The following is a 20,895-nucleotide window of genomic DNA, read 5'->3' on the forward strand; positions in this document are numbered from 1 at the left end:
GGCCTCATTCGTATGACCCCACCAGTGCCGTGATGATCAGCCCCCAGCCGTTGACGAGTACGAAGAGCAGGAGCTTGAACGGCAGTGCGACTGTTACCGGCGGTAACATCATCATGCCGAGGGACATCAGCGACGCGGAGACGACCATGTCGATGATGAGGAACGGGATGAAGATGACGAAGCCGATGATGAAGGCCGCCCGCAGCTCGGACAGGACGAACGCGGGGATCAGGGTGGTCGTCGGCACGTCGTCGGGGTTCGCCGGCTTCTCCTCGCCGGACACCTTGATCAGCAGTGCCAGTTCCTCGGGGCGGGTGCTCTTGAACATGAACTCGCGCAGCGGCACCATGCCGTCCTCGAACGCCTGCGACTGGGTCTTGTCGCCGTTCAGGTAGGGCTGCAGGCCCTCCTCGTTCATCTGGGTGAGCGTCGGGGTCATGATGAACAGGCTGATGAAGAGCGCCAACCCGGCCAGCACCTGGTTGGGCGGCATGCTCATCAGGCCCATCGCGTTGCGGGTGATGCCGAGGACCATGAAGATCTTGGTGAAGCACGTGCAGAGCAGCAGCACCGCCGGCGCCACCGAGAGCACGGTCAGGCCCAGCACGATCACCAGCGCGGTGGACGGCTTGCTGCCGTCGGGGTTCGTGCCGTCGATGTTGACGCTGATGCTGCCGCCGGTGGGCGACACGGTCGGCGCGACCGGGGCGGTCGGTCCCGGCGCCCTCGGCAGCTCGTACCGCACGGCGACCTGGGCCGGCTGCGGCATCGGCTGCGGCGGCGCGGCCCGCGCCGCCGCGGCCGGCACCAGCGCGGTCGCCGCGAAGAGCAGGATCAGCAGGGTACGCCGCCACATGTCAGCGCCTCGTCGTCCGGTCGCGGAGGAAGTCGAGCGTCGAGCTCCAGGTCCGCGGCGACAGGACCGACCCGTCGAGCCTGCCGCCGTGTTCGGGCGCCACCGGCAGCACCGGCAGCGCGTCCTGCTTCTGCTGCACCGGCCGCTGCTCGGCGCCGAACGCGTCCAGGTCGGTCTCGCCCAGCAGGCTCACCTGGTTGTCGGTGACACCCAGGATCAGCGCGCGGTCCGCCACCTGGACGACCGCGACCGAGGAGCTGCGGGTCAGGTGCTGCCGGTTGAGCACCGACAGGCTGCCCGACCCTCGCCGCCTCATGCCTCCGCGCCCCACGACCTTGGCCAGTCCCCAGAGCAGGCCGAAGACGACCAGCAGCGAGAAGCCGATCCGCAGGACGAGCTCGAACAAGGCCTACTCCCGTTCGCTGCCGGGAGAGACGATTTCGGTGATCCGGATTCCGAAGTTCTCATCGATGACGACGACCTCGCCGCGGGCGATCAGCCGGCCGTTGACCAGCAGGTCCGCCGGGCTGCCGGCGGCCCGGTCCAGCTCGACGATGGCGCCCGGGATGAGGGAGAGCAGTTCCCGCACGCTCATCCGGGTCCGGCCCAGCTCGGCGGAGACCTCCATCTCGACGTCGTGCAGCATGTCCAGGCCGCGGATGGTCACGGCCGCGCCCTCGCGCCGGCCGGCACCGCCGGGCGCCGTGTCGGCCGGCCACGGCGCGAGCGCCATCGCGAGCACCGCGCGGACGTCGCCGCCGTCGAGCAGCGGCACGGCGATCGCTCCGTCCTTCGCCGCGATCGCGCTCAGCGCCACCACCGGCTCCATGAGCTGCCCCGGGTCGAGGACGACCGGGCCGAACGCGCGGGCCGCGGCCTCCAGCGCCGGGCGTACGGCCGCGGTCAGGTCGAGCTCGCCGAGCGGGCTCTCCTTGAGCGCGTCCGCCAGGTCCTGCCCGACCACGACGACGACCTCGCCGGTGGCCGCGCCGCTGAACTTCGCGGTGACGGCCTGCCCGGTGGCCAGCATGTCGGCGCTCGCCGTCACGGGCGCGCCGACCTGGAGTTCCCGGCTCGTCGGCAGGACTGCCAGGGCGGCTGTTGCGGCGTTGCGGACCAGCACCAGCTGCGGCTCGGTGATCGTGGGCGCGGTCATCGGCGCTCTTCCTCCTTGGGTGACGGCACGACGAGGCAGGCGAGCCGGGCACCCTGGTTACCGGGTACTGCGTGTGCGAAAACGGTGTCGTTGACGGTGACCTCGAGCGGCACGCTGATCGGGTGCCCCAGTGGCAGCACGTCGCCGGGTCGTAGATCCACGATGTCATCGGTACGCATCTGAATGGGCTGGAATCGGACAGCTACGTCAATCGGCGCCGCGGAAAGTCCGGCCGTGAGGTTGCGGAACGAGGTGTCGCGTACTATCCGCTCGGCCGCCGTCAGCTCGATGGTCTCCTGCTGCTCGAGCACCGGCAGGATCGTGCTGAACGGCAGGCAGATGCTCGCCACGCACTCCTCGGAGCCGATCTTCACCTCGAGCGAGGCGATGACGACCGCGTCGCCGGGCTGGTGGGTGCGCAGGAACTGGGCGTTGTACTCGATCTCCCGGAGCTTCGGGGAGATGTCGACCAGGGTCTCGAAGCCGTACCGCAGCTCGCCGAGCATCCGTTCCAGCAGGCCGCGCAGCAGCGGCATCTCGACGTCGGTGAGCGGCCGCTCCGGCTGTGGGCCGCCGGGGCCGCCGAGCATGTGGTCGATCGCGGTCATCACCGCCGGGGAGGAGATCTCCATCAGCACGGTGCCGGGCAGCGGCTCGATGGAGACCACCGCGATGACCGTCGGGTTGGCGAGCGTGGCGACGTACTCGTCGTAGTTGAGCTGCTCGATCGAGACCAGGGAGACGCTGCTGACCACCCGTAGCCGGGTGGTGAACAGGGTGCCGCAGCTGCGGGCGTACGTCTCGAAGGCGATCTGTAGCGTGCGGATGTGCTCGCGGGACAGCTTGATCGGCCGGCGGAAGTCGTACGAGGTGGGGCCGGTGTTGCCGCGCCGGGACATCTTCCCGGGGGAACGGGTCGGAGACGTTGTCACGTCGTCCTCATCGGCTCGGTTGCGCAACCGCTGAGCGGGGGAGGGTGTTTTATCTCGTTTTACGAGAAATGGGCAGATCCGTGCCGGACGGACCTGCCCATCCCCGTGGTCACTGAGTGACGAAGGTGGTGAAGTAGATGCCCATCACGAGGTGCTTGTCATCCACGTTGTAGGCCTTCTCGATCTTCGCGAGGAGCTCCTCCTTGGCCGTCGCGCGGCCCTTCTCGGTCTCCAGCTCGCCGATCTTCATGCCGGTGTACTGGTCGATGGCCAGGTCGAGCGCCTCGGCGGTGTCGACCTCCTCCTCGCCGGCCTCCTTGGTCATCTGGAGCGCGAAGCCGAGCTTGAGGTAGTGCGCGTCGGACAGGTTGATGGTCATCGTGTTCTCGATCGGAACGACCACGCCCCGCTCCGGCGCCGGCTCCTCGGCCGCGGCGTTGGCGCGGCTCTGGAGGAAGAAGAACCCGCCCGCCCCCGCGCCGACGCCGAGCAGCACGACGGCGAGCACAATGATCATCAGCTTCTTCTTGGACTTCTTCGGCGCATCCGCCGCAGTGTCCTTGTCGTCCTTGCTCATCGGAACTCCTCCTGTCGTGGTCAGTTGTGCGTGGTGCCGGGCTTGCCGGTTGAATCGGTCGCGGCGGCCGCCGCCTTAGCCGCGGCCGCCTTGGCGGCCGCCGCCTGCGCGGAGGTCACCCCGGTGTGCAGCTTCGCGTCCGGGCCCGCGGCGGCCGGCAGCAGCGCGGCCTGCTCGGGGTTGAGCATGGTCAGTACGACGACGTCCACCCGGCGGTTCATGGTCACCGCCCGCGGGTCCTTCGGGTCGATCAGCGGCATGGTGTCCGAGAAGGCCGCGGCGCTCATCCGGCTCTTCGCCAGGCCGTGCCCGATCAGGTACCGGACCGTCGTGGACGCCCGGGCCGCGGAGAGTTCCCAGCCGCTCGGGTAGAACGTGGTCGGCGCCTTGAGCTGGTTGGTGTGGCCGTCGACCTCGATGTTGTTCGGCAGCTTGGCGAGCGTCGGCGCGATCGCGTCGAGGATCTTCTCGCCACCGGGCTGGAGATCGGCGCGGTTGCCCGCGAAGACCACCTCGTTGGTGACGACCGTGACCACCAGGCCGCGCCGGTCGATGGTGAACTTGACCTGGTTGAGCAGCTTGGCCCGGTCGAGCGCGTCGGCGATCTTGTGCTCGATCGCCTTCATGTCCTCCGCCTCCTTGGTGGCCGCCTTCGCCTGCTCCGAGGCCTTCTTGCGGTCGACGGCCCGCAGCGCACGGTCGACGGCCGAGCGCTGCTCCTTGGTCATGCCGGCCGTGCCGCTCTCGCCGTTGCCCGGGTTGGTGCTGCCCGGGTCGATGGGCACGATGTCGGTGGTCTGACTGGCGCCGTCGAGGTTCGAGACGTTGCCGGTGATCGCCACGTTCTGCGAGCCGAAGCCCTGCGAGAGGCTGGTGGCCAGCTCGGAGAACTTCTTCTGGTCGACGCTGCTCATCGAGTACAGCACCACGAACAGGACGAACAGCAGCGTGAGCATGTCGGCGTACGACACGAGCCAGCGCTCGTGATTGACGTGCTCCTCGTGCTCCTCGTGCCGGACCTTCTTCCGGCGCGTCCCGCCTCCCGCGCTCACGGCTACGCGGCCTTCTTGTTCGAGGCGGCGGCCTCGGCGGCCCGGGCGGCGTCCGGCGGCAGCAGGCTACGGAGCTTCTGCGCGACCAGTCGCGGGTTCGAGCCGGCCTGAATCGCGAGCACGCCGTCGATGACCAGCTCCATCTCCTCGGCCTCGAGGTTGGAGAGGCGGTCCAGGCGGGCCGCGAGCGGCAGCCAGATCAGGTTGGCGGAGAGCACGCCCCAGAGCGTCGCGACGAACGCCGCGGCGATGGAGTGGCCGAGCGTCTCCGGCTTGTTGAGGTTCTCGAGCACGTGCACCAGGCCCATGACCGTGCCGATGATGCCGATGGTCGGCGCGTAGCCGCCCATGTTCTCGAAGAACTTCTTGCCGGCCTTGTCGGCCTTCTTCTTGGCGGAGACCTCCGCGTGGAGGATGTCGTGCAGCTCCTCCGGGTCGGTGCCGTCGATGGCCAGCTGGAGGCCGCGCTTCAGGAACGGGTGCTCAACCGTCTTGACCGCGTCCTCGAGGGCCAGCAGGCCCTCGCGGCGGGCACGCTCGGCGAGCTTGACGACGTCCTCGACCAGCTTGTTCGGCGGCGTCACCTTGGCCAGGAACGCCTTCTGGAACAGCTTGCCGACGCCCATCGCGTCCTTGAGCACCCCGCCGGCCATGCCCGCGGCGAACGCGCCGCCGAAGACGAGCAGCATCGACGGGATCAGGATGATGGAGGTCGGGCTGCCGCCCTCCCAGATCTGGACGACGAAAACGATGATCAACGCGGCGACTACGCCAATGATGGCTGCGAGGTCCATCAGCGGTCCTTCCTGTGGAGCTGCAGCACGTTGGCAGCGGCCTGGTCGTCGTTGTCAGCGGTTCCGTTGTCGGCGGTACCGTTGCCGGCCAGCAGGGCGGGCTCGGACTCGATGCGGCTCGCCTGTGCGATCAGCGAGGCGCGGTAGTGGCGCACCGAGTCGATGAACTCGGGCACGGACTCGGCGATGACGTACTTGGTGCCGTCCACCAGCGTGATGACCGTGTCGGGCGTGCAGTCCGCTCGCTCAACCAGGTCCGGGTTGAGTGCGAACACGGCGCCGTTGAGGCGGGTTACGAGGATCAAGACATCCGTCCTTGGGGCATCATCTGGCTGGTGGAGCCGTCCGTGGCCTGTCCTATGTCATTTCGGCCCTGCGCCGGTTGCCGATGAGCGTGACTCGGTCGCATTACGGGTGCGACGCGGCCCGGACACGGCGAAGCCGGGGCGGGCTGTCAGGCCCGTCCCGGCTTCACACCGGCGTTATCGACTACTAGCGCTTGAGGTTGACGAGTTCCTGGAGGATCTCGTCAGAGGTGGTGATGATCCGGCTGTTGGCCTGGAAGCCGCGCTGGGCGATGACCAGGTTGGTGAACTCCTGGGCGAGGTCGACGTTCGACATCTCCAGCGCGCCGTTGGTGATCAGGCCGAGGCCCGCGGTGCCGGCCGAGCCGATCTGGGCCAGGCCCGAGTTCACGGTGCTGCGGAACATCGAGTCACCGATCTTCTCGAGACCGTTGACGTTGTTGAAGTTCGCCAGCGCGAGCTGACCGAGGGTCTGCTTGAGGCCGTTGCTGAAGATACCGACGATCTGACCGGTGTTCGACACCGTGTACGAGCTCAGGATGCCGGCCGCGGAGCCGTCCGACGCGCTGACCCGGGCCTCGGTGCCGCCGCTGTAGCAGGTGAGGTCGTGCACGTCGACGGTGTAGCCGCCCAAGGTGAGCGTGGTGGCCGGGACGCCCGGGTTGGCCGTGTCCTGAGGCTTGCCGCCGGGGAAGACCAGCGTCACGGTGTTGCCGAGGTCGTCGGTCATCGTCCACTCCGGATCAGTCGGCACGGACGGGTCGCCCTTGACGCTCATCTGAAGGGTGACGTTCACGGTCTTGGAGGCGCCGCTCGCGTCGATCACCGGAATCGGGATGACCTTGGCAGAGGTCGCATCGGCCGCGGCCTCGTAGGAGAGGTTGCCGGTCAGCGTGAAGTTCTTGGTCTGGGTCGGCGCGAGGCTGATGCCGATCGGCAGCTTGATGTCGCCGGGCGCACCGGCGGTGTTGACCATGCCGTTGGTGTCGGCGCTCCAGCCCTGGACGATCTGGCCGTTCGGGGTGGTCAGCGAGCCGTTGGCGTCGAAGGTGAACGAGCCGGCGCGGGTGTAGACGGACTCGTTGCCGCTCTTGACGACGAAGAAGCCATCACCCTGGATCATCATGTCGCCGGCCTTGCCGGTGGTCTGCGCGGCGCCCTGGCTGAAGTTCGCGTTGACGCTCGCCGTGCGCACACCGAGGCCGACCTGGGCCGGGTTGGTGCCGCCAGAGCCGTTCTGGGGAGCGCCGGCCGCGTTGACCATCTGCGAGAGCGTGTCCTGGAACACCGTCTGGCTCGACTTGTAACCGGTGGTGTTCACGTTCGCGATGTTGTTGCCGGTGACGTCCATCATCTGCTGGTGAGCCCGCAGGCCGCTGATGCCGGAGAAAAGTGAACGCAGCATAGAGTCAGTTGTCCTTCGTGGTAAGCGGGATCATCGGATGTGGTGAGGCGGGTCGGTTCAGGTGGTCTTGACCGGCGCCGCCGGCGGGGTTTGCTGAACTTCCGTGACCCTGGACAGCTGCACATCCATGTTCCCGACCACGAGGATCGGTTCGCTGTCTCCGTTGAGCTTCGTCTTGGTGACGACGCCCGTCTTTGTCATGCCGTACTCGTCCTGGTACGTGACCGTGGTGCCGACCAGCGAGCTCGCGCCGATCAGCTGCTGCGCCTGCAACATGTCCGCGATCTGCCCGAGTTTCTCGACCTGGGTGAACTGCGCGGTCTGCGCGAGGAACTGCGTCGAGTCGGCCGGGTTGCTGGGGTCCTGGTACTTGAGCTGAGCCACCAGCAGCTTCAGGAAGGTGTCCTGGTCGGCGACGGACTTGCTGCCGCCGTCGGTGGTGGTCTTGTTCGTGTACATCGAGGTCGGGGTCTTGCCCGCGACATCGAAGTCCCGGCTGACGAATCCGCCGATCGGTGACGTCATCTGACAAGTCCTCCTGGTTTAGGTCGGTTGCCCTCGCACTTCAGGTTCGGCCGCTCCGCCGGTTCGCTTAGTTGCGGTTCGGGTGCTTACGCCTGAACATCGAGGCGGCCGTCTCCGGTGCTCACCGGGTGGCTCGGCGCCGCGTGAGCGGGTGGCTCGGACCCGCCGCCCGCCGCCCGGTTCCCGGCGTGTGCTCCGCCCCGCTCGCCCATGAAGGCGAACTGCTGGCGCGCCTGATCCTGCTGAGCACCCTGACGCAGGTCGAGTGACGTGTTCGAGAAGCCGGCCTGCTGGAGTTCGCGCCGGAGGTCGTTCATCGCGTTGCGCAGCGAGTCGTGGCCCGCGTCGGTCGAGCTGGAGAGCTGCACGCTGATCTCGCCGTTGCGGATCTCGGCGATGACCTGCACCGGCCCGAGGTCCGCCGGGTGCAGGTTGACGGTGAGCCGGTGCACGCCGTCGGCGTCGAGCCGCAGCGGCGTGATCCGCGCGGCGAGCTGGGTCGCGAGCGGTCCGGGCATCGGCGGCGTGGGCCTCGGGGTGTCCGCGACCGGTGCCGCCGGGGCGGCCGGAGCGGTCGTTGAGACACCGCTGACGGACGGCAGGCCGAAAGGAGCCTCGGTGCCGGGTGCCGCCGCGGGGGCGGTGAACGGCGCGAACGCGGCCGATCCCTGCCCGCCGGAGCCCTGCCCGGTCGGCTGCCCGTCGCCGCCCGTGCCGCCGCCGGTGGTCGCGGCCCGGTTGTCGCCGGTGGCAGCGGTAGCGGCGGTGGCCGGCCGGTCGCCGGCGGGCTGAGCGTCCTCGGCCCGGGTGGCGGCCTGCGCGTCGGCATCCGCGGTCGCGGCGGCGGTCGCGGCGTCCGTCGTCGGCGCGGCGGTGGCCGTGGTCGCGTTGGTGTTGGTGGCGGTGTCGACGGGTGCGGTACCCGGGGCGGGAGCGGCCGGGACGGTCCCGGCGTCGTCGGCACCGGTCTGCGCCGGCGCGGCCTGGTTCTGCACGGTCGGCGTGGTCGCGGCCTGCGGGGCTGCTTCCTGCCCGGGGTTCGGTGCCGTTGCGGCCGGTGCGGGTGCGCTCACCTCGCCGGTCTGGGTCGCGGTCGGGGTCGTGGCTGCGGCCGGGGTGGGCGTGGTCGGTGCGGGTGCGGTCGCCCCGCCGGTGACGGTGGCCGCCTGCGGGTCCGCCCCGCTCAACTCGGCCGGCCCGGTACCGGTGCCGGTGCCGGTGGTGGGCGTGGCAGGTGCGGTAGCCGTCGCGGGTGTGGCCGGTGATGCGGTGGCCACGCCGGTGGCGACGGTGGTGGCCGGGGTGGCCGGTGTGTCCGTCTGGGTCGGCTCTGCCTGGGTCGGCTCCGCCTGGGTCGGCGCGGCCTGCGCGGTCGCGGTGGCGGTGGTGGGCGTGGCAGGCGCGGTCGCGGTCACGGGCGTGGCGGGTGTGGCCGGTGTGGCCAATGTGGTCGGTGTGATCGCCGTCGTCGAGGCAGCGCCGGTCGGCGTGGTCTCGACGCCCTGCGTGATCACGGCGGTCGCGGCGAAGGCGGCCTGGAACGCCAGCCCGGCGATCGGCGCGCTCGCGGCGGCGAGGGTCTCCTCCGCGGCCGGAACCGCGGCGGCGGCGTCGTCGTCGGTGACGGGCCGGGCGTCCGCCGCAGCCGTTTCGTCGGACACGCCGCTCGCCGGCCGCCCGTCGTCGCTCGGCCGGACTTCCGCGCGCGGGGCGTCGGTGCGCTGGTCCGCGCCCTGTGCCTGAGACATCCGGTCCGCCGCGGCCTGGTCCTGTGCGGCCTCGTCCCGGGCCGCCCGGTTCTCGGCGGTGCGCCGCAGCCGGGCGTCGGCGGCCCGGTTCTCCGCCTGTCCCCGGTCGAGACGCCCCTGCGCGGCACGGTACGCGGCGGCCCGCTCGGCGACCGAACGGTCGAGCGCGGCGCGGCCCTGATCGGCCCGGTCGTCAGCGCGGCCCTGATCGGCCCGGTCGTCGGCCCTGCGGTCCTGCGCGGCCCGCTCCCTTGCCTGCTCGGCCGGGCGCTCCAGCTCGGCGGAGAGCGCCGAGCCGAAGGCCTCGGCGCCGTCGGTCGCCCGCGCGTCCGGGCGGCGCCCGGAGTCGATGGTCGGCCTGCCAGGCCCGGTCACGGAGCTCGTCATACGATGGTTCCCCTCGTGTGTGCGGTGCTCAGCCGAGCGCGGCCAAGGCCTTCTGGACCTTGGGCACGTATGCCTGTGTCTCGGAGAACGGCGGGATGCCGCCGTACTTGTGCACGCTGCCGCCGCCCGCGTTGTACGCGGCCAGCGCCAGCGGGAGCGACTTGAACTCCTTGAGATGGCTGGAGAGCAGCTTCGCCGCGCCGTTGATGGCCTGCCGCGGATCGAACGAGTTGTCGACGCCGAGGCCCCGGGCGGTACCCGGCATGAGCTGCATCAGGCCCTGCGCGCCGGCCGGGCTCACGGCCTTCGGGTTGTAGCCCGATTCGACCTTCGCGACGGCGGCCAGCAGCTTCGGCGACACGTTGTACTTCGCGCCGGCCGCGAGGAACATGTCCGCGTACGGGACGCCGGCCAGCGAGGCGGAGTTCTGGAGGCTGGCGGGGCGCACGGCACCGGCGGCGTCGACGCCGGCCGCGGCCTCGGTGCCGACGACGCGACGGATGTGCGTCGGCGTCTCGTAGACCGACTGGATCTTGACGTGGTCGCCGGGCTTCGGCGCCGCGATCATCTTGTTGTCGCCCAGGTAGATGGCGACGTGGTCGACGGGCGAGTCGAAGGCGAGGATGTCACCGGGCCGGGCGTCCTTCAGGCTGTCGACCTTGGTGCCGGCCTTCGCCTGCTCCGCGGCGGTGCGCGGCAGGTCGATACCCAGATCCTTGTACGCCCGCTGCACCAGCGCCGAGCAGTCCAGCCCCTTGGCCGGATCGGTGCCGCCGAAGACGTACGGGGTGCCGAGGTACTTCTTGGCGGCGTCGACCACCGCCTGACCCGTCACCCCGGTGCCGCCGGTGTTGCCGATCTTGCCGCCGGCCTCGTTGAGGGCGCTGGCGAACGCGGTGCCGTTGGTGGGGGGCACGATCCCGAGCTGGGTCCTGAGCTCGGTGATGCGGGACATGACGCCCTGAACACCCATCATGCGCGGCCCCCGGTGATCTCGTCGGTGGTGCTTTCGTCATCGAGTTCGGCGTGACCGGCGTTGCGCTTAGCGGCGAGCGCGAGCATGGACCGGGAGGCGTCGATCGACTGGCGCGCGTCGCCCAGGTTGACGACCGTGCGCTGCGCCGCGACGGCGCCGGCGGTCCGGCGGGCGGCGTCCTCGCGGTCCGAGGCGGTGCCGTTGCCGTGCCGGAGCGCGTTGGCGCGCTGCTCGCTGGACGCGTCGACGCCGCGGGCGGCGTTGCGGGCCTTCGCCGTCACCGCCATCTCGTCGAGGTTGTTCTGCTCGGTGCGCAGGTCGTGTGCGCGGACCGCCTCGGCGTGCCGCTCGGCCATCGACTCCACCGCCCGGCGCCGCTTCGCCGCGTCGGCGAGCACGAGCTGCTTCTCCAGGGCCGCCGCCTCGGCGTCGGCCACCATCCGGTGCGCGCCGGAGAGGGTCGCCGCCATCGACTGCCGGGCGACCAGGGAGGCGACCATGGCCCGCGCGGTGCCCTCGTCGGGCGCGTCCGCGCCGGCCAGGTCCAGCTGGCGGCGCTTGACCAGCGCCTGCGCGTGGACGATCTCCTGGCGGGACTGGAGGACGGCGCCGCGGGCGGCGTCCTCCTGAGCCTTGCGGGCGCGCAGCACTGGACCGAGCCGGAACAGGCGATTCACAGGACCTCCCGAGGACCTAGACGTGGCTGCCTCACCAAGTCCGGTCGGCCCGGTCCGGGAACGGCTTAGCGCCTGCACCCGACCTGCACCCGTGCGGTTTGTCAGGTCGCGGCGGCGATGAGCTGCCGCAGGTCGTGCCAGGCGTCGGCGGCGACGACCTTCTCGTCCAGTCCCTGGCGCAGGAACGCGGTGATCTGCGGCCAGAGCGCGGTGGCGCGGTCGGCGTCCGGGTTGGTGCCGGACACGTAGGCGCCGATCTCGACCAGTTCGCGCACGTCGCGGTGCGCGGCCATCATCCGGCGCAGCTCGGTGGCGTCGCTGCGCTGCTCGGGGCTGGTGATGCGGTTGGCGACCCGGGAGATCGAGTCGAGGGCCTGGACGCTGGGGAAGTGTCCCGCGGTGGCCAGCTTGCGGTCGAGCACGATGTGCCCGTCGAGGATCGAGCGGGCCGCGTCGGCGATCGGCTCGTTGTGGTCGTCGCCCTCGACCAGCACGGTGTAGAGGCCGGTGATGCTGCCCCGTGCGCCGGGACCGGCCCGTTCCAGCAGCGACGCGAGCATCGCGAAGACCGACGGGGGATAGCCGCGGGTGGCCGGCGGCTCGCCGACCGACAGGCCGACCTCGCGCTGCGCCATCGCCGCGCGGGTGACGCTGTCCATCATCAGCAGCACGTCGCCGCCCTCGTCGCGGAAGTACTCCGCGATCCGGGTGGCGACCGAGCCGGCCCGGAGCCGTACCAGCGGCGGGGTGTCCGAGGTCGCGATGACCACCACCGAACGGGCCAGGCCCTCGGGGCCGAGGTCGTGCTCGATGAACTCGCGCACCTCGCGGCCGCGCTCGCCGACCAGGGCGACGACGTTGAGCTCCGCGGTGGTGCCCCTGGTGATCATCGACATCAGGGTGGACTTGCCGACGCCGGAGCCGGCGAAGATGCCGATACGCTGCCCGCGCCCGCACGGCACGAGCGTGTCCAGCACCCGTACCCCCAGCGGCATCGGCGCGTCGACAAGCTGGCGCTCCATCGCCGAGGGCGGGGCGGCGTCGATGCCGACAAGCTCACCCCGCAGCGGCGGGCCGCCGTCCATCGGACGGCCCAGGCCGTCCAGGATGCGGCCGCGCAGGTCCGGGCCGACGGCGACGCGCAGCGGGCCGCCGGTCGAGACCACTGGGCTGCCGGTGCTCATGCCCGCGATGGGGCCGAGCGGCAGGCAGGACAGGCGTTCGCCGTCGATCGCGGCGACCTCCGCGAGCACGGCGTCGGCGCCCTCGCCGATCTGCAACAGCTCTCCGACCCGCGCGTCCAGCCCGCTGACGGTGACCCGGAGGCCGACCGCGCCGGTGACCTTGCCCCGGCTGAGCGGACGCGCCGCGCTCACGGCGGCGTCGATGCGGTTTCGGAAGACGTCGGTCACAGTCTCAGGGCCTCCCGGGCGCGCTCCACGGCGGTGGCGATGGTGGCGTCGACGGTCGTGGTGCCGGTCTCGGCCACCGCGTCGCCGGGGCTCAGCGCCGGGTCGGGCCGCAGGTGCACCGGCCGACCCTCGTAGTTGTAGTCGGCGTCGGTTGCGGTACCGGTCAGATTGAGAAAGTCGTCCGGATGCAGGCTCACGACGATCCGGCCCTGCTCGGGCGCGGTGTTCATGACCCGGCGCAGCGCCGCGACGGCCCGCCCCTCCGGATCGTCCATGGCCCGCCCGACGATCGCCTCCGCCAGTTCGAAGGCGTGCGCCAGCACGGCGTCCTCCAGGTCGTGCAGCGTCGGCTGCATCTGGTCCTCGAGGCCGGTGACGGCCCGCCCCAGTGCGTTGACGGCCTGGGCGAGAGCGGTCGCGCGGCGCTGGTCGTGCGCCTGTTCGCGGACCCGGGCCCGCTCCGCGGAGGCCTCGGCCTCGACCGCGGCGGCCCGCTGGCCCCGCGCCCAGCCCTCGGCGTACCCCGCGGTGCGCGCCTCCTGCTTCGCCCGCTCGACCGGCTCGCTGTCGGGCGGCACGCCACGCCGCAGGTCCACGCCGAACCGGGCGGCGATGGCGGCCTCGGCCACGCTCCCGCGCAGGATCGGGTCGTCAGGCGATAAGCTCATCGGCCTCGCCGCCGCGCTGGATCTCGATCTGGCCGGAGTCCTCGAGCTGGCGGATCACCGAGACGATCTTCTGCTGGGCCTCCTCGACCATCTTCACCTTGACCGGGCCCATCAGGTCCATCTCCTCGAGCAGGTTCTCCCGGCCGCGCTCGGACAGGTTGCCGGTGACCTTGTCGCGGACCGGCTCGGCGACGCCCTTGAGCGCCGTGGCGAGGTCGGCCGGCTCGACCTGGCGCAGCACCAGCTGCACCGAGCGGTCGTCGAGGCTGGTGATGTCCTCGAACATGAACATCCGCCGGCGGATCTCCTCGGCGATCTCCGGGTTGCGGGCCTCGAGGGCCTCCAGGATGAGCCGCTCGGTGGTGCGGTCGGCCCGGTTGATGATGTCGACCAGGGGGTCCAGGCCGCCGACCGTGGAGAGCTCGTCGGGCTGAAGCACCGTGGAGAGCTTGCGCTGGAGTGCCACCTCGACCTGGCGGATCACGTCCGGCGAGGTGCGGTCCATGACGGCGATGCGGTGCGCGACGTCCGACTGCACCTCGGGCGCGAGCCCGGACAGGATCGAGCTGGCCAGCGCCGAAGGGATGTGCGCCAGCACCAGCGCGATCGTCTGCGGGTGCTCGTGCTGCACGTAGGAGAGCAGTTGGCGCGGGTCGGCGTGGCTGAGGAAGTTGAACGGCATGTCCGTCATCGACGCCTGCAGCCGGTCCAGGATCAGCTGGGCCCGCTCGGCGCCCAGCGACGCCTCGAGCAGTTCGCGTGCGTACGCCATGCCGCCCGAGCCCGCGTGCTTGGTCGTCGCCATCGCGTAGAACTCGTCGATGACGTCGACGACCACCTCGGCCTCGAGCTTGCCGAGCCGGGCGATCTCCGCGGAGAGCTCCTCGACCTCGTTCTCGTTCATCGCACCGAGCACCCGGCTGGAGTGCTCCTTGCCCATGCGTACCAGCAGGATGGCGGCTTTGCGCAGGCCGGTCATCGACGTCGTGGTCAGCGCCGGTGTGGTCAACGCGTGTCCTCCTTGAACCAGGGGCGGTAGCGAGCCGGGTCAGCGTGCACTGAGCCAGCCACGCAGCAGGGTGGCCATCTCCTCGGGCTGCTCCTGAACCATCCGCTCGATCTCGCGCTGCCGCTCCTCGATGGCCTCGAAGTCGGCGTTGGCGGCCTCGATCGCCGGCGACGGGATCGCCGCGTTCAGCTCGGCCAGGCGCTGCTGCTCGAGTGCGGCCTGCATGTCCTCGAGGTGCTTGAGCTCGGCGGGTGACAGCGCCTTGCGCTTCTTGGCGCGCCGGCTGGCCCGCCAGGCCAGGAAGATCAGGAACAGCACCACAACCGCCATCGCCGCGGTCTTGATCAGCGAGGTCTGCTTCGCCGACTTCTCGGCGGCCGCGGACTGCGCCAGTGCGTCCTGCGCCGCGGTGGCGGCGCTGGTGTCGAACGGCATCGCGCTGATGGCCACGGTGTCGCCGCGGGTCGCGTCGATGCCGGCAGCGGCGCTGACCAGCGCCTGCACGTCGGCCTGGTTGACGTTGCCGGCGGTGGTGCTGTCCAGCAGCACGGCCACGTTCAGCCGCTCGATGCTGCCCGGCGCGCTCTTGCGAGCCTCGGTGGTCTTGTTGACCGCGTTGTTGCGGACGACGTCGCTCTGCTCGTACTGGCCGGTGCCGGCCGTGCTGGTCGTGCCGTTCGGCACCTGGATGTTGTCCGGGCCGAGCACGCCGCCGCTGCCGGTGCCGTTGCCGTTGTAGGCCTCGCGGCTGATGCTCTCCGAGAGCGCGGCGACGGACGGGTCCGAGGTGTACGACTCGGTGGTGGTCTCGGTCTGGTCGTAGTCCAGTTGGGCGGTGGTCGTCACCACGGCGTGGCCGGGGCCGACGACGCTGTCCAGCATGTGCTGCAACGAGGCGTTCATACGGTTCTGGAACGCGACCGTCTGCGACTCCGAGCCGCTCTCGCTGCCGGTGGCCACCGCGGCGCCGCCGCCGGTGGACAGGATCTTTCCGTCCGCGCCGGCCACGGTGACCTGCTCGGGCTCGAGGCCCTCGACGCTCGACGCGACGAGGTGCACGATCGCCTGCACCTGCTGGGTGGTGAGCGGCTCGTTCGGGCTCGACTGCACCAGCACGGAGGCGGTGGTCTTCTTCTGGTCGTCGGAGAAGACGTCCTTCTGCGGCATCACCAGGTGCACCGTGGCCGCCTCGACACCGTCGATCGACTTGATGGTGTTGGAGATCTCGCCTTCCAGCGCCCGCTGGTAGTTCGTGTGCTGCATGAAGTCGCTGGTGGTGATGCCCTGCTCGTCCAGCAGCGCGTAACCGGTGTCCGACTCGCCCGGCAGGCCCTCGCCGCTGAGCTGTAGCCGCAGGTCGTAGACCTGGTCCTGGGGGACCATGATGGTGCTGCCGCCGTTGGACAGCTCGTAGGGTGTGCCGGACTTCTGCAACGATTCGACGATCGCGCTGGCGTCCTTGCTCGACAGGTTGCTGAACAGCGCGGAGTACGACGGCTTCGATGCCCATGTGGCGAAGAAGTATCCGCCGATGAGCAGGGCGAGCACGGCGGCGATGGTGACCACCTTCTGCCCCGTGGTGAAGGACTTGAAGGTTTCGCCTACCTTGCGTACGGGCGCGGGAAGACGATCCGTCATATCAGGCCTGCATCCTCATGATCTCCTGGAAGGCTTCCACTGCCTTGTTGCGGATCGCCATGGTGAGCTGGAGCCCGAGCGCGGCCTCGGTGGAGGCCATCGTGTACTGCGCGGGGTCCTGCAGCGTGCCGTTGGCGACCTGGACCGCCAGGTCCGCGGCGTTGTTCTGCGAGGCCTGAACGTTCTCGAGACCCTTGGAGAGCATGCCGGCGAAGTCGGTGTTCGGGCCGGTGACGGCGCTGGCGGCGCTCGCGCCGGGCAGGCCGTCGATGCCGGAGACACCGCCAACACCGCCCACACCGCCCACGCCGGAAAGACCGCTGAGTGCGCTGATCGCGCCGATCGGAGAAGTCATTATCAGGCCCTCCCGAGCTGGATTGCGGCACTGTAGGACTCACGGGCTCGGTCGACGACCGAGAGATTCGCCTGGTAGGCGCGCTGCGCCATCATGAGCTGGGCCATCTGGCTGCCGAGGTCGATGTCCGGCCGGCGGACGTAGCCCTCGGTGTCGGCCATCGGGTTGTCCGGGTCGTAGGAGAGGATGCCCTCCGCGCTGCCGAGGGCGATGCCGCCCACCTGCGCGCCGTTGCCGTCCTGCGCCTCCTGGGCGATGACGTAGCGGGCCTGGAAGGCGTTCTCGGACGTCTTGCTGACGTTGTCGATGTTGGCGATGTTGTCGGAGACCGCGTCGAGCCACTTGCGGTAGACGGTCACGCCGGTGGCAGCCGTGCCGATCGCGTTGAAGGTGCTCATCTACCTCACGCCCCCTTGATCGCGTCGCGGATCAGGCTGTACTTGCCGTCGAGGGCGCGGATGGCGAGCTGGTAGCGCATCGTCGTGTCGATGTGCGACAGCGTCTCCTCGTCGAGGTTGACGTTGCTGCCGTTCAGTCGGGTCGGCTCCAGCGAGTTCTGCACGCTCGGCGTGACGGTCGAGGGCGACCGGCCGGAAGCGACGGCGCCGCTCAGTGCCTCCTCGAACTTGACCTTACGAGCCTGGTAGCCCGGGGTCTCGATATTGGCGATGTTGTTGGCGATGGCGTTCTGCCGAGCGGACAGGCCGGCCACCGCGACGCGGAGCGAGGACGATGCGACGTCGTCGAACACGGCAGTATTCCTTCCAGGGGTAGAAAGCGCGCCGGTCCGTGGCAGTTGTCAAAGAGCAGTCCTTTGCTCGTACATATCGCTTCGGCCTGCCCGGCGGTCCGCTGAGGGACAAACGGTTGCCTGTCGGTTGCACAAAAAAGCCCGGGACCTTGTGGGTCCCGGGCTCTTTGTTTCGCTGACACTGGTGGGTCAGGCGTTGCAGTCGACGTATGCCGGTATCGCCTTGCCGGCGGTGCCGACCTCGATCTTGGCCGCGTACGCCGTCTGCCGACGATTTCCGGTGATCGCCGTGCTGACCGCGTGGGCCGCGGCGATCTGGCGTGCCAGGATCCGGTCGGCGCGCGGCTTGAGGTCCAGCGGCAGCGCGCTCAGTTCGGCCGGCGGTGACCACGGATTCGCGGCGGGCAGCGCCTGCACGCGGTGCTCGTCCTCGATCAGTCGCTCGATCGTCTCGACGTCGGCCTCCAGCGCGTCGAGCGCGGCGACCCATTCCTCCCGCCAGGCGGCCATCGTGATCAGCCCGCCGCGCTGGGTGCCAGTGCCGCCTCGCGCCAGGTGTCGCGTAGCGGCTCCATCAGGTCACGGCACTGGCGCACCTTTACCGCGTCGCCCTGCACGTTGGCGTTGATCAGCTCGGTGGTCACGTAGGCGTACAGGCGGGCCAGGTCGGCGGCGCCCTCCCAGACGTTGACGTCCAGCGTGGTGTGCAGCTCCATGACGATGTCCTGTGCGTGCAGCAGGTTCTCCCGTGCCTCGGGCCGGTTGCCCGCGAGCAGGGCCTGCTCGCCGCGGGTCAGGTCCAGCACGAGGCGGTCGAGGAGCATCATCAGCAGCTTCGCCGGGGATGCCGTGGCGATGGAGTCGGCGAGGTAGCGCTCGCGCATGGCTGGTGTTGGAGAGGTCATCGACGGCTCATTTCATCAACCGAGGCTGGCCAGCTGACCGGCGAGCCAGCTGGACTGTTGCTTCATCTTGCTGAGAGCGGTCTCGAGGGTGGCGAACTGGCGCTCGAGTCCGGTCCGGCGCAGTGCCAGCCGGTCGTCCCAGTTGCTTACCTGGTCGTTGAGGTCGCTGATGCTGTCGTTGCGGCGCTGGATCAGCGCCTGGAGCGTGCCCTGCTTGGCCTTGCTCGCCGGATCGCCGGGGCGGATGACGCCCTCGGTGGCCAGCAGCGAGAGGTTCTCCAGCTTGCGGCCGAGTCCCCGGGCGACGTCGAAGTCGGCCTGGTACTTGCCCTCCGTGCCGAGGCCGCCCGGGTTGTTGACGGGGTCCTTGGAGTCGGTCTCGGTGTAGGAGTCGAAGTACCGCTGCGTCTTCTCCGGGTCCGCCGCCAACTTGGCGAGGAACGTCTCCTTGTTGAACGTGATGACGCCGTCCCGGCTCAGCGTGACGCCGATGTCGGCGAAGCTGTTGGTGACGCCGGGGTTGAGCGGATCGACGCCGGTCACGCCGCCGGAGACGCTGCTCAGCAGGTCCTGCCGGAGCGCGCGCATGGTGGAGTCGCCCGCCAGCGCGCCGGCCGCGGTGGTAGCGGTCTTGATCTTGGTTTGCATGTTGATCTCGGTCAGCGCGGAGTTCAGGCTCTCGACGAGCGACTGCACCTTGGCGGCGACGGCGTCGGCGTCGGCGGTGGTGCTGACGGTGACCGGCGCGTCGGTGGCGGACTGCTTCCGGGTGGCCGTGATGGTCAGGCCGGGCAGCACGTTGGCGAAGGTGTTGGTCGCCGAGCTGATCGTGTACGACTGCGAGACCGGGTCGCCGTTGCCGTCCAGGAGCGGGTCGCCGTTGGCGTCCACCGCGTCCTCGCCGATCCGGAGCATGGCGTCGCTGCCCTGCACGGTGGTCGACGCGGTGCCCAGGTTCAGGCCGGTGGGCAGCTTGGTGGCGTCGAACGCGGCGGCGGTGCCACTCGTCTTGGCGGTCAGCTGCAGCGTGTACTGGCCCGAGCCGATCTGCACGGCGGACGCCTTGTACATCGAGTCGGACACACCGTTGATCGCGGCGACCATCGCCTGCAGCGACTGGTCCGCCGGCGTGAGCGTCTTGGTGCTGCCGTCCTTGAGCGTGATGTCGAACGTGCTGCCGCTCAGGACCGGCGATCCGACGGCGTCGGTGGGGGAGGCGACCGTCTGGCCGGTGAAGGTCATGGTGTGTGTCGCGGCCACGGACTCGACCCGGAAGCTGACCGAGCCGGCGGAGGCGCCGACGCCGGCCGTGACGACGGCGGCGTCGGAGCTGCTCGTCGCCTTCATCGCGCCCCAGGAGGCCGGGTCGCCGAGCGCCTTCGCGGCGGACGCCAGGGCGGCCATCTTGGTGTTCACGTACTGGTACGCGGAGACCACCTTGTTCTGGGTGGTGACCTTGTTCTTGAGCGCGGTCTGCGGGAGCGCCTCGGCCTGCATCAGTTGATTGATGGTGTCCGTGGTGCTCAAACCGGAAACGAGACCGTCAACGGTCATGCCCATCGCAGCGTTCCCCCCTTCGCTGTTCGCCCGTGGTGCGGGACAGGGACGGGCGGTCGGCGATGCCGACCGCCCGTCTCTTCGGTTGTCTATTCAGTTGACTGAGCTTTTCAGCTCGGCAGATTCGCTATGCGGTTGTGAGGAACGCCGATCAGCGGAGCAGGGAAAGCACGCCCTGCTGCGACTGGTTCGCCTGCGACAGCATGGCGGTGCCGGCCTGGGACAGGATCTGCGACCGGGTGAAGGACATCATCTCCTGCGCCATGTCGGTGTCGCGGATCCGGCTCTCCGACGCGGACAGGTTCTCGACCGCGACGTTCACCGAGTTGACGGTGTGCTCGAAGCGGTTCTGGAGCGCACCGAGCGAGGCACGCTGGGTCGAGATACCGGTGATCGCGGTCTGCACCGTCGTGCTGTCGGTGATGACGGCAGCGCTGGTGTCGATCTTCTTCAGCGCCGCGGCGCCGTCGACCGTGATCGTGTCGTTGGTGTCGTAACCAACCTGGAAGGCCAGGTCAGCGTCGTTGAACAGGGTGACACCGTTGAACTTCGTGTTGTCCGCGATACGGGTGATCTCGGACTGAAGGGCGGTGAACTCACCGGCCAGCGCGGCCTGCGAGTCGGTGCCCTGGACGCCGCTCTTGTACTGCACCGAGAGGTCGTTCATGCGCTGCAGCATGCTGTGAACCTCGGTGAGCGCACCTTCAGCGGTCTGCACGACGCTGATGCCATCCTGCGCGTTGCGAGCGCCGACCTTGAGGCCGCCGATCTGGCTGCGCAGGCCCTCGCTGATGGCGAGGCCGGCCGCGTCGTCGGCCGCCCGGTTGATCCGGAAGCCAGAGGACAGCTTCTCGAGCGACTTGCCCATCTGCGTGTCCGTGACCGACAGGTTCCGGTAGGCGTTCTGGGCGGCGATGTTCTGGTTGATGCGAAGACCCATTTGAATTTCCTCCTTGAGTGGGGCCCGATTCGACTCATCCGTGAGCCGGGGTGTTACGCCATGACTATTCGGCGGGGCCCCGCCGGTGATGAGGAGAGCGCCCCGGAATTCTTGAATATTTTTTGAGGTCGCCGGCCCGCTCGCGGGATGCCTTATATATGCAACCGGGCACCGGCGCCCGCCGGCCTCCCCAATCGGCCGGAACCCCTCAGTTGCCCAGAGAACGTGCCGACCTGTCCGAGTGCAGGGGAACGGCCGCGTGAGGCCGAT

The 20,895-nt window shown here is 69.8% G+C and carries 24 protein-coding genes; all 24 read right to left on the reverse strand.

The genetic code is table 11. From position 1 onward, the window contains the following. Positions 1 to 4: 4 nt before the first annotated feature. Entirely contained in the window at positions 5 to 856 is an 852-nt protein-coding gene (gene fliP / locus BJ971_RS00995) for a flagellar type III secretion system pore protein FliP (RefSeq protein ID WP_184988589.1), read from the reverse strand. Between the two features lies 1 nt (position 857). Continuing rightward, on the reverse strand, positions 858 to 1,262 hold the full coding sequence (gene fliO / locus BJ971_RS01000; RefSeq protein WP_184988592.1) for a flagellar biosynthetic protein FliO: 405 nt from the start codon (positions 1,260 to 1,262) through the stop codon (positions 858 to 860). Positions 1,263 to 1,265: 3 nt separating this feature from the next. Then, positions 1,266 to 2,012, reverse strand: a complete 747-nt coding sequence (fliN, locus tag BJ971_RS01005) for a flagellar motor switch protein FliN (protein WP_184988595.1) — start codon at positions 2,010 to 2,012, stop codon at positions 1,266 to 1,268. Beyond that, positions 2,009 to 2,944: a flagellar motor switch protein FliM gene (locus BJ971_RS01010; protein ID WP_239087714.1), complete on the reverse strand. Its 936-nt coding sequence runs from the start codon at positions 2,942 to 2,944 to the stop codon at positions 2,009 to 2,011. Before BJ971_RS01010 ends, fliN begins: the two co-directional genes overlap by 4 nt. 109 nt (positions 2,945 to 3,053) lie before the next feature. After that, a complete protein-coding gene (locus tag BJ971_RS01015) occupies positions 3,054 to 3,521 on the reverse strand; it encodes a flagellar basal body-associated FliL family protein (protein WP_184988597.1) in 468 nt (155 codons plus the stop codon). A 20-nt stretch (positions 3,522 to 3,541) separates the two neighbouring features. Next, complete coding sequence (locus BJ971_RS41930) at positions 3,542 to 4,573, reverse strand: flagellar motor protein MotB (RefSeq protein ID WP_184988600.1); 1,032 nt, start codon at positions 4,571 to 4,573, stop codon at positions 3,542 to 3,544. A 2-nt stretch (positions 4,574 to 4,575) separates the two neighbouring features. After that, positions 4,576 to 5,367 (reverse strand): motility protein A, encoded by a 792-nt coding sequence (locus tag BJ971_RS01025; protein WP_184988603.1) that lies wholly within the window; start codon positions 5,365 to 5,367, stop codon positions 4,576 to 4,578. Beyond that, complete coding sequence (locus BJ971_RS01030; protein ID WP_184988606.1) at positions 5,367 to 5,672, reverse strand: flagellar FlbD family protein; 306 nt, start codon at positions 5,670 to 5,672, stop codon at positions 5,367 to 5,369. The genes BJ971_RS01025 and BJ971_RS01030 overlap by 1 nt, the downstream gene beginning before the upstream one ends. A 187-nt stretch (positions 5,673 to 5,859) precedes the next feature. Further along, complete coding sequence (locus BJ971_RS01035; protein WP_184988609.1) at positions 5,860 to 7,077, reverse strand: flagellar hook protein FlgE; 1,218 nt, start codon at positions 7,075 to 7,077, stop codon at positions 5,860 to 5,862. A gap of 57 nt (positions 7,078 to 7,134) precedes the next feature. Continuing rightward, complete coding sequence (locus BJ971_RS01040; RefSeq protein WP_184988612.1) at positions 7,135 to 7,602, reverse strand: flagellar hook assembly protein FlgD; 468 nt, start codon at positions 7,600 to 7,602, stop codon at positions 7,135 to 7,137. Positions 7,603 to 7,688: 86 nt separating this feature from the next. Further along, on the reverse strand, positions 7,689 to 9,737 hold the full coding sequence (locus tag BJ971_RS01045; RefSeq protein WP_184988615.1) for a flagellar hook-length control protein FliK: 2,049 nt from the start codon (positions 9,735 to 9,737) through the stop codon (positions 7,689 to 7,691). Positions 9,738 to 9,765: 28 nt separating this feature from the next. Beyond that, on the reverse strand, positions 9,766 to 10,713 hold the full coding sequence (locus BJ971_RS01050; protein ID WP_184988618.1) for a transglycosylase SLT domain-containing protein: 948 nt from the start codon (positions 10,711 to 10,713) through the stop codon (positions 9,766 to 9,768). Further along, a complete protein-coding gene (locus BJ971_RS40840) occupies positions 10,710 to 11,390 on the reverse strand; it encodes a flagellar export protein FliJ (RefSeq protein WP_239087713.1) in 681 nt (226 codons plus the stop codon). The genes BJ971_RS01050 and BJ971_RS40840 overlap by 4 nt, the downstream gene beginning before the upstream one ends. Before the next feature lie 101 nt (positions 11,391 to 11,491). Beyond that, positions 11,492 to 12,802: a FliI/YscN family ATPase gene (locus tag BJ971_RS01060; RefSeq protein ID WP_184988621.1), complete on the reverse strand. Its 1,311-nt coding sequence runs from the start codon at positions 12,800 to 12,802 to the stop codon at positions 11,492 to 11,494. Further along, the gene (locus BJ971_RS01065; protein WP_221478701.1) at positions 12,799 to 13,470 is read right to left on the reverse strand and encodes a FliH/SctL family protein; all 672 of its coding nucleotides are present in this window, start codon (positions 13,468 to 13,470) and stop codon (positions 12,799 to 12,801) included. Before BJ971_RS01065 ends, BJ971_RS01060 begins: the two co-directional genes overlap by 4 nt. Beyond that, on the reverse strand, positions 13,454 to 14,479 hold the full coding sequence (gene fliG, locus BJ971_RS01070) for a flagellar motor switch protein FliG (RefSeq protein WP_184988624.1): 1,026 nt from the start codon (positions 14,477 to 14,479) through the stop codon (positions 13,454 to 13,456). Before fliG ends, BJ971_RS01065 begins: the two co-directional genes overlap by 17 nt. A 39-nt stretch (positions 14,480 to 14,518) precedes the next feature. Then, positions 14,519 to 16,117, reverse strand: coding sequence for a flagellar basal-body MS-ring/collar protein FliF (fliF, locus tag BJ971_RS01075; RefSeq protein WP_184988627.1), 1,599 nt, complete (start codon positions 16,115 to 16,117; stop codon positions 14,519 to 14,521). Between the two features lies 1 nt (position 16,118). Beyond that, positions 16,119 to 16,472 (reverse strand): flagellar hook-basal body complex protein FliE, encoded by a 354-nt coding sequence (gene fliE, locus BJ971_RS01080; RefSeq protein WP_184988630.1) that lies wholly within the window; start codon positions 16,470 to 16,472, stop codon positions 16,119 to 16,121. A gap of 2 nt (positions 16,473 to 16,474) precedes the next feature. Then, positions 16,475 to 16,870 (reverse strand): flagellar basal body rod protein FlgC, encoded by a 396-nt coding sequence (locus BJ971_RS01085; RefSeq protein ID WP_184988632.1) that lies wholly within the window; start codon positions 16,868 to 16,870, stop codon positions 16,475 to 16,477. Between the two features lie 5 nt (positions 16,871 to 16,875). Beyond that, entirely contained in the window at positions 16,876 to 17,223 is a 348-nt protein-coding gene (gene flgB / locus BJ971_RS01090) for a flagellar basal body rod protein FlgB (protein WP_184988635.1), read from the reverse strand. Between the two features lie 189 nt (positions 17,224 to 17,412). Further along, positions 17,413 to 17,733: a hypothetical protein gene (locus BJ971_RS01095; RefSeq protein ID WP_184988638.1), complete on the reverse strand. Its 321-nt coding sequence runs from the start codon at positions 17,731 to 17,733 to the stop codon at positions 17,413 to 17,415. Between the two features lie 5 nt (positions 17,734 to 17,738). Next, a complete protein-coding gene (gene fliS, locus BJ971_RS01100; protein ID WP_184988641.1) occupies positions 17,739 to 18,128 on the reverse strand; it encodes a flagellar export chaperone FliS in 390 nt (129 codons plus the stop codon). 15 nt (positions 18,129 to 18,143) lie between these two features. Next, on the reverse strand, positions 18,144 to 19,655 hold the full coding sequence (fliD, locus tag BJ971_RS01105; RefSeq protein WP_184988644.1) for a flagellar filament capping protein FliD: 1,512 nt from the start codon (positions 19,653 to 19,655) through the stop codon (positions 18,144 to 18,146). Between the two features lie 181 nt (positions 19,656 to 19,836). Next, the gene (locus BJ971_RS01110; protein WP_184988646.1) at positions 19,837 to 20,625 is read right to left on the reverse strand and encodes a flagellin N-terminal helical domain-containing protein; all 789 of its coding nucleotides are present in this window, start codon (positions 20,623 to 20,625) and stop codon (positions 19,837 to 19,839) included. Positions 20,626 to 20,895: the final 270 nt, after the last annotated feature.

The sequence above is a fragment of the Amorphoplanes digitatis genome (genome assembly GCF_014205335.1).
GTDB lineage: Bacteria > Actinomycetota > Actinomycetes > Mycobacteriales > Micromonosporaceae > Actinoplanes > Actinoplanes digitatus.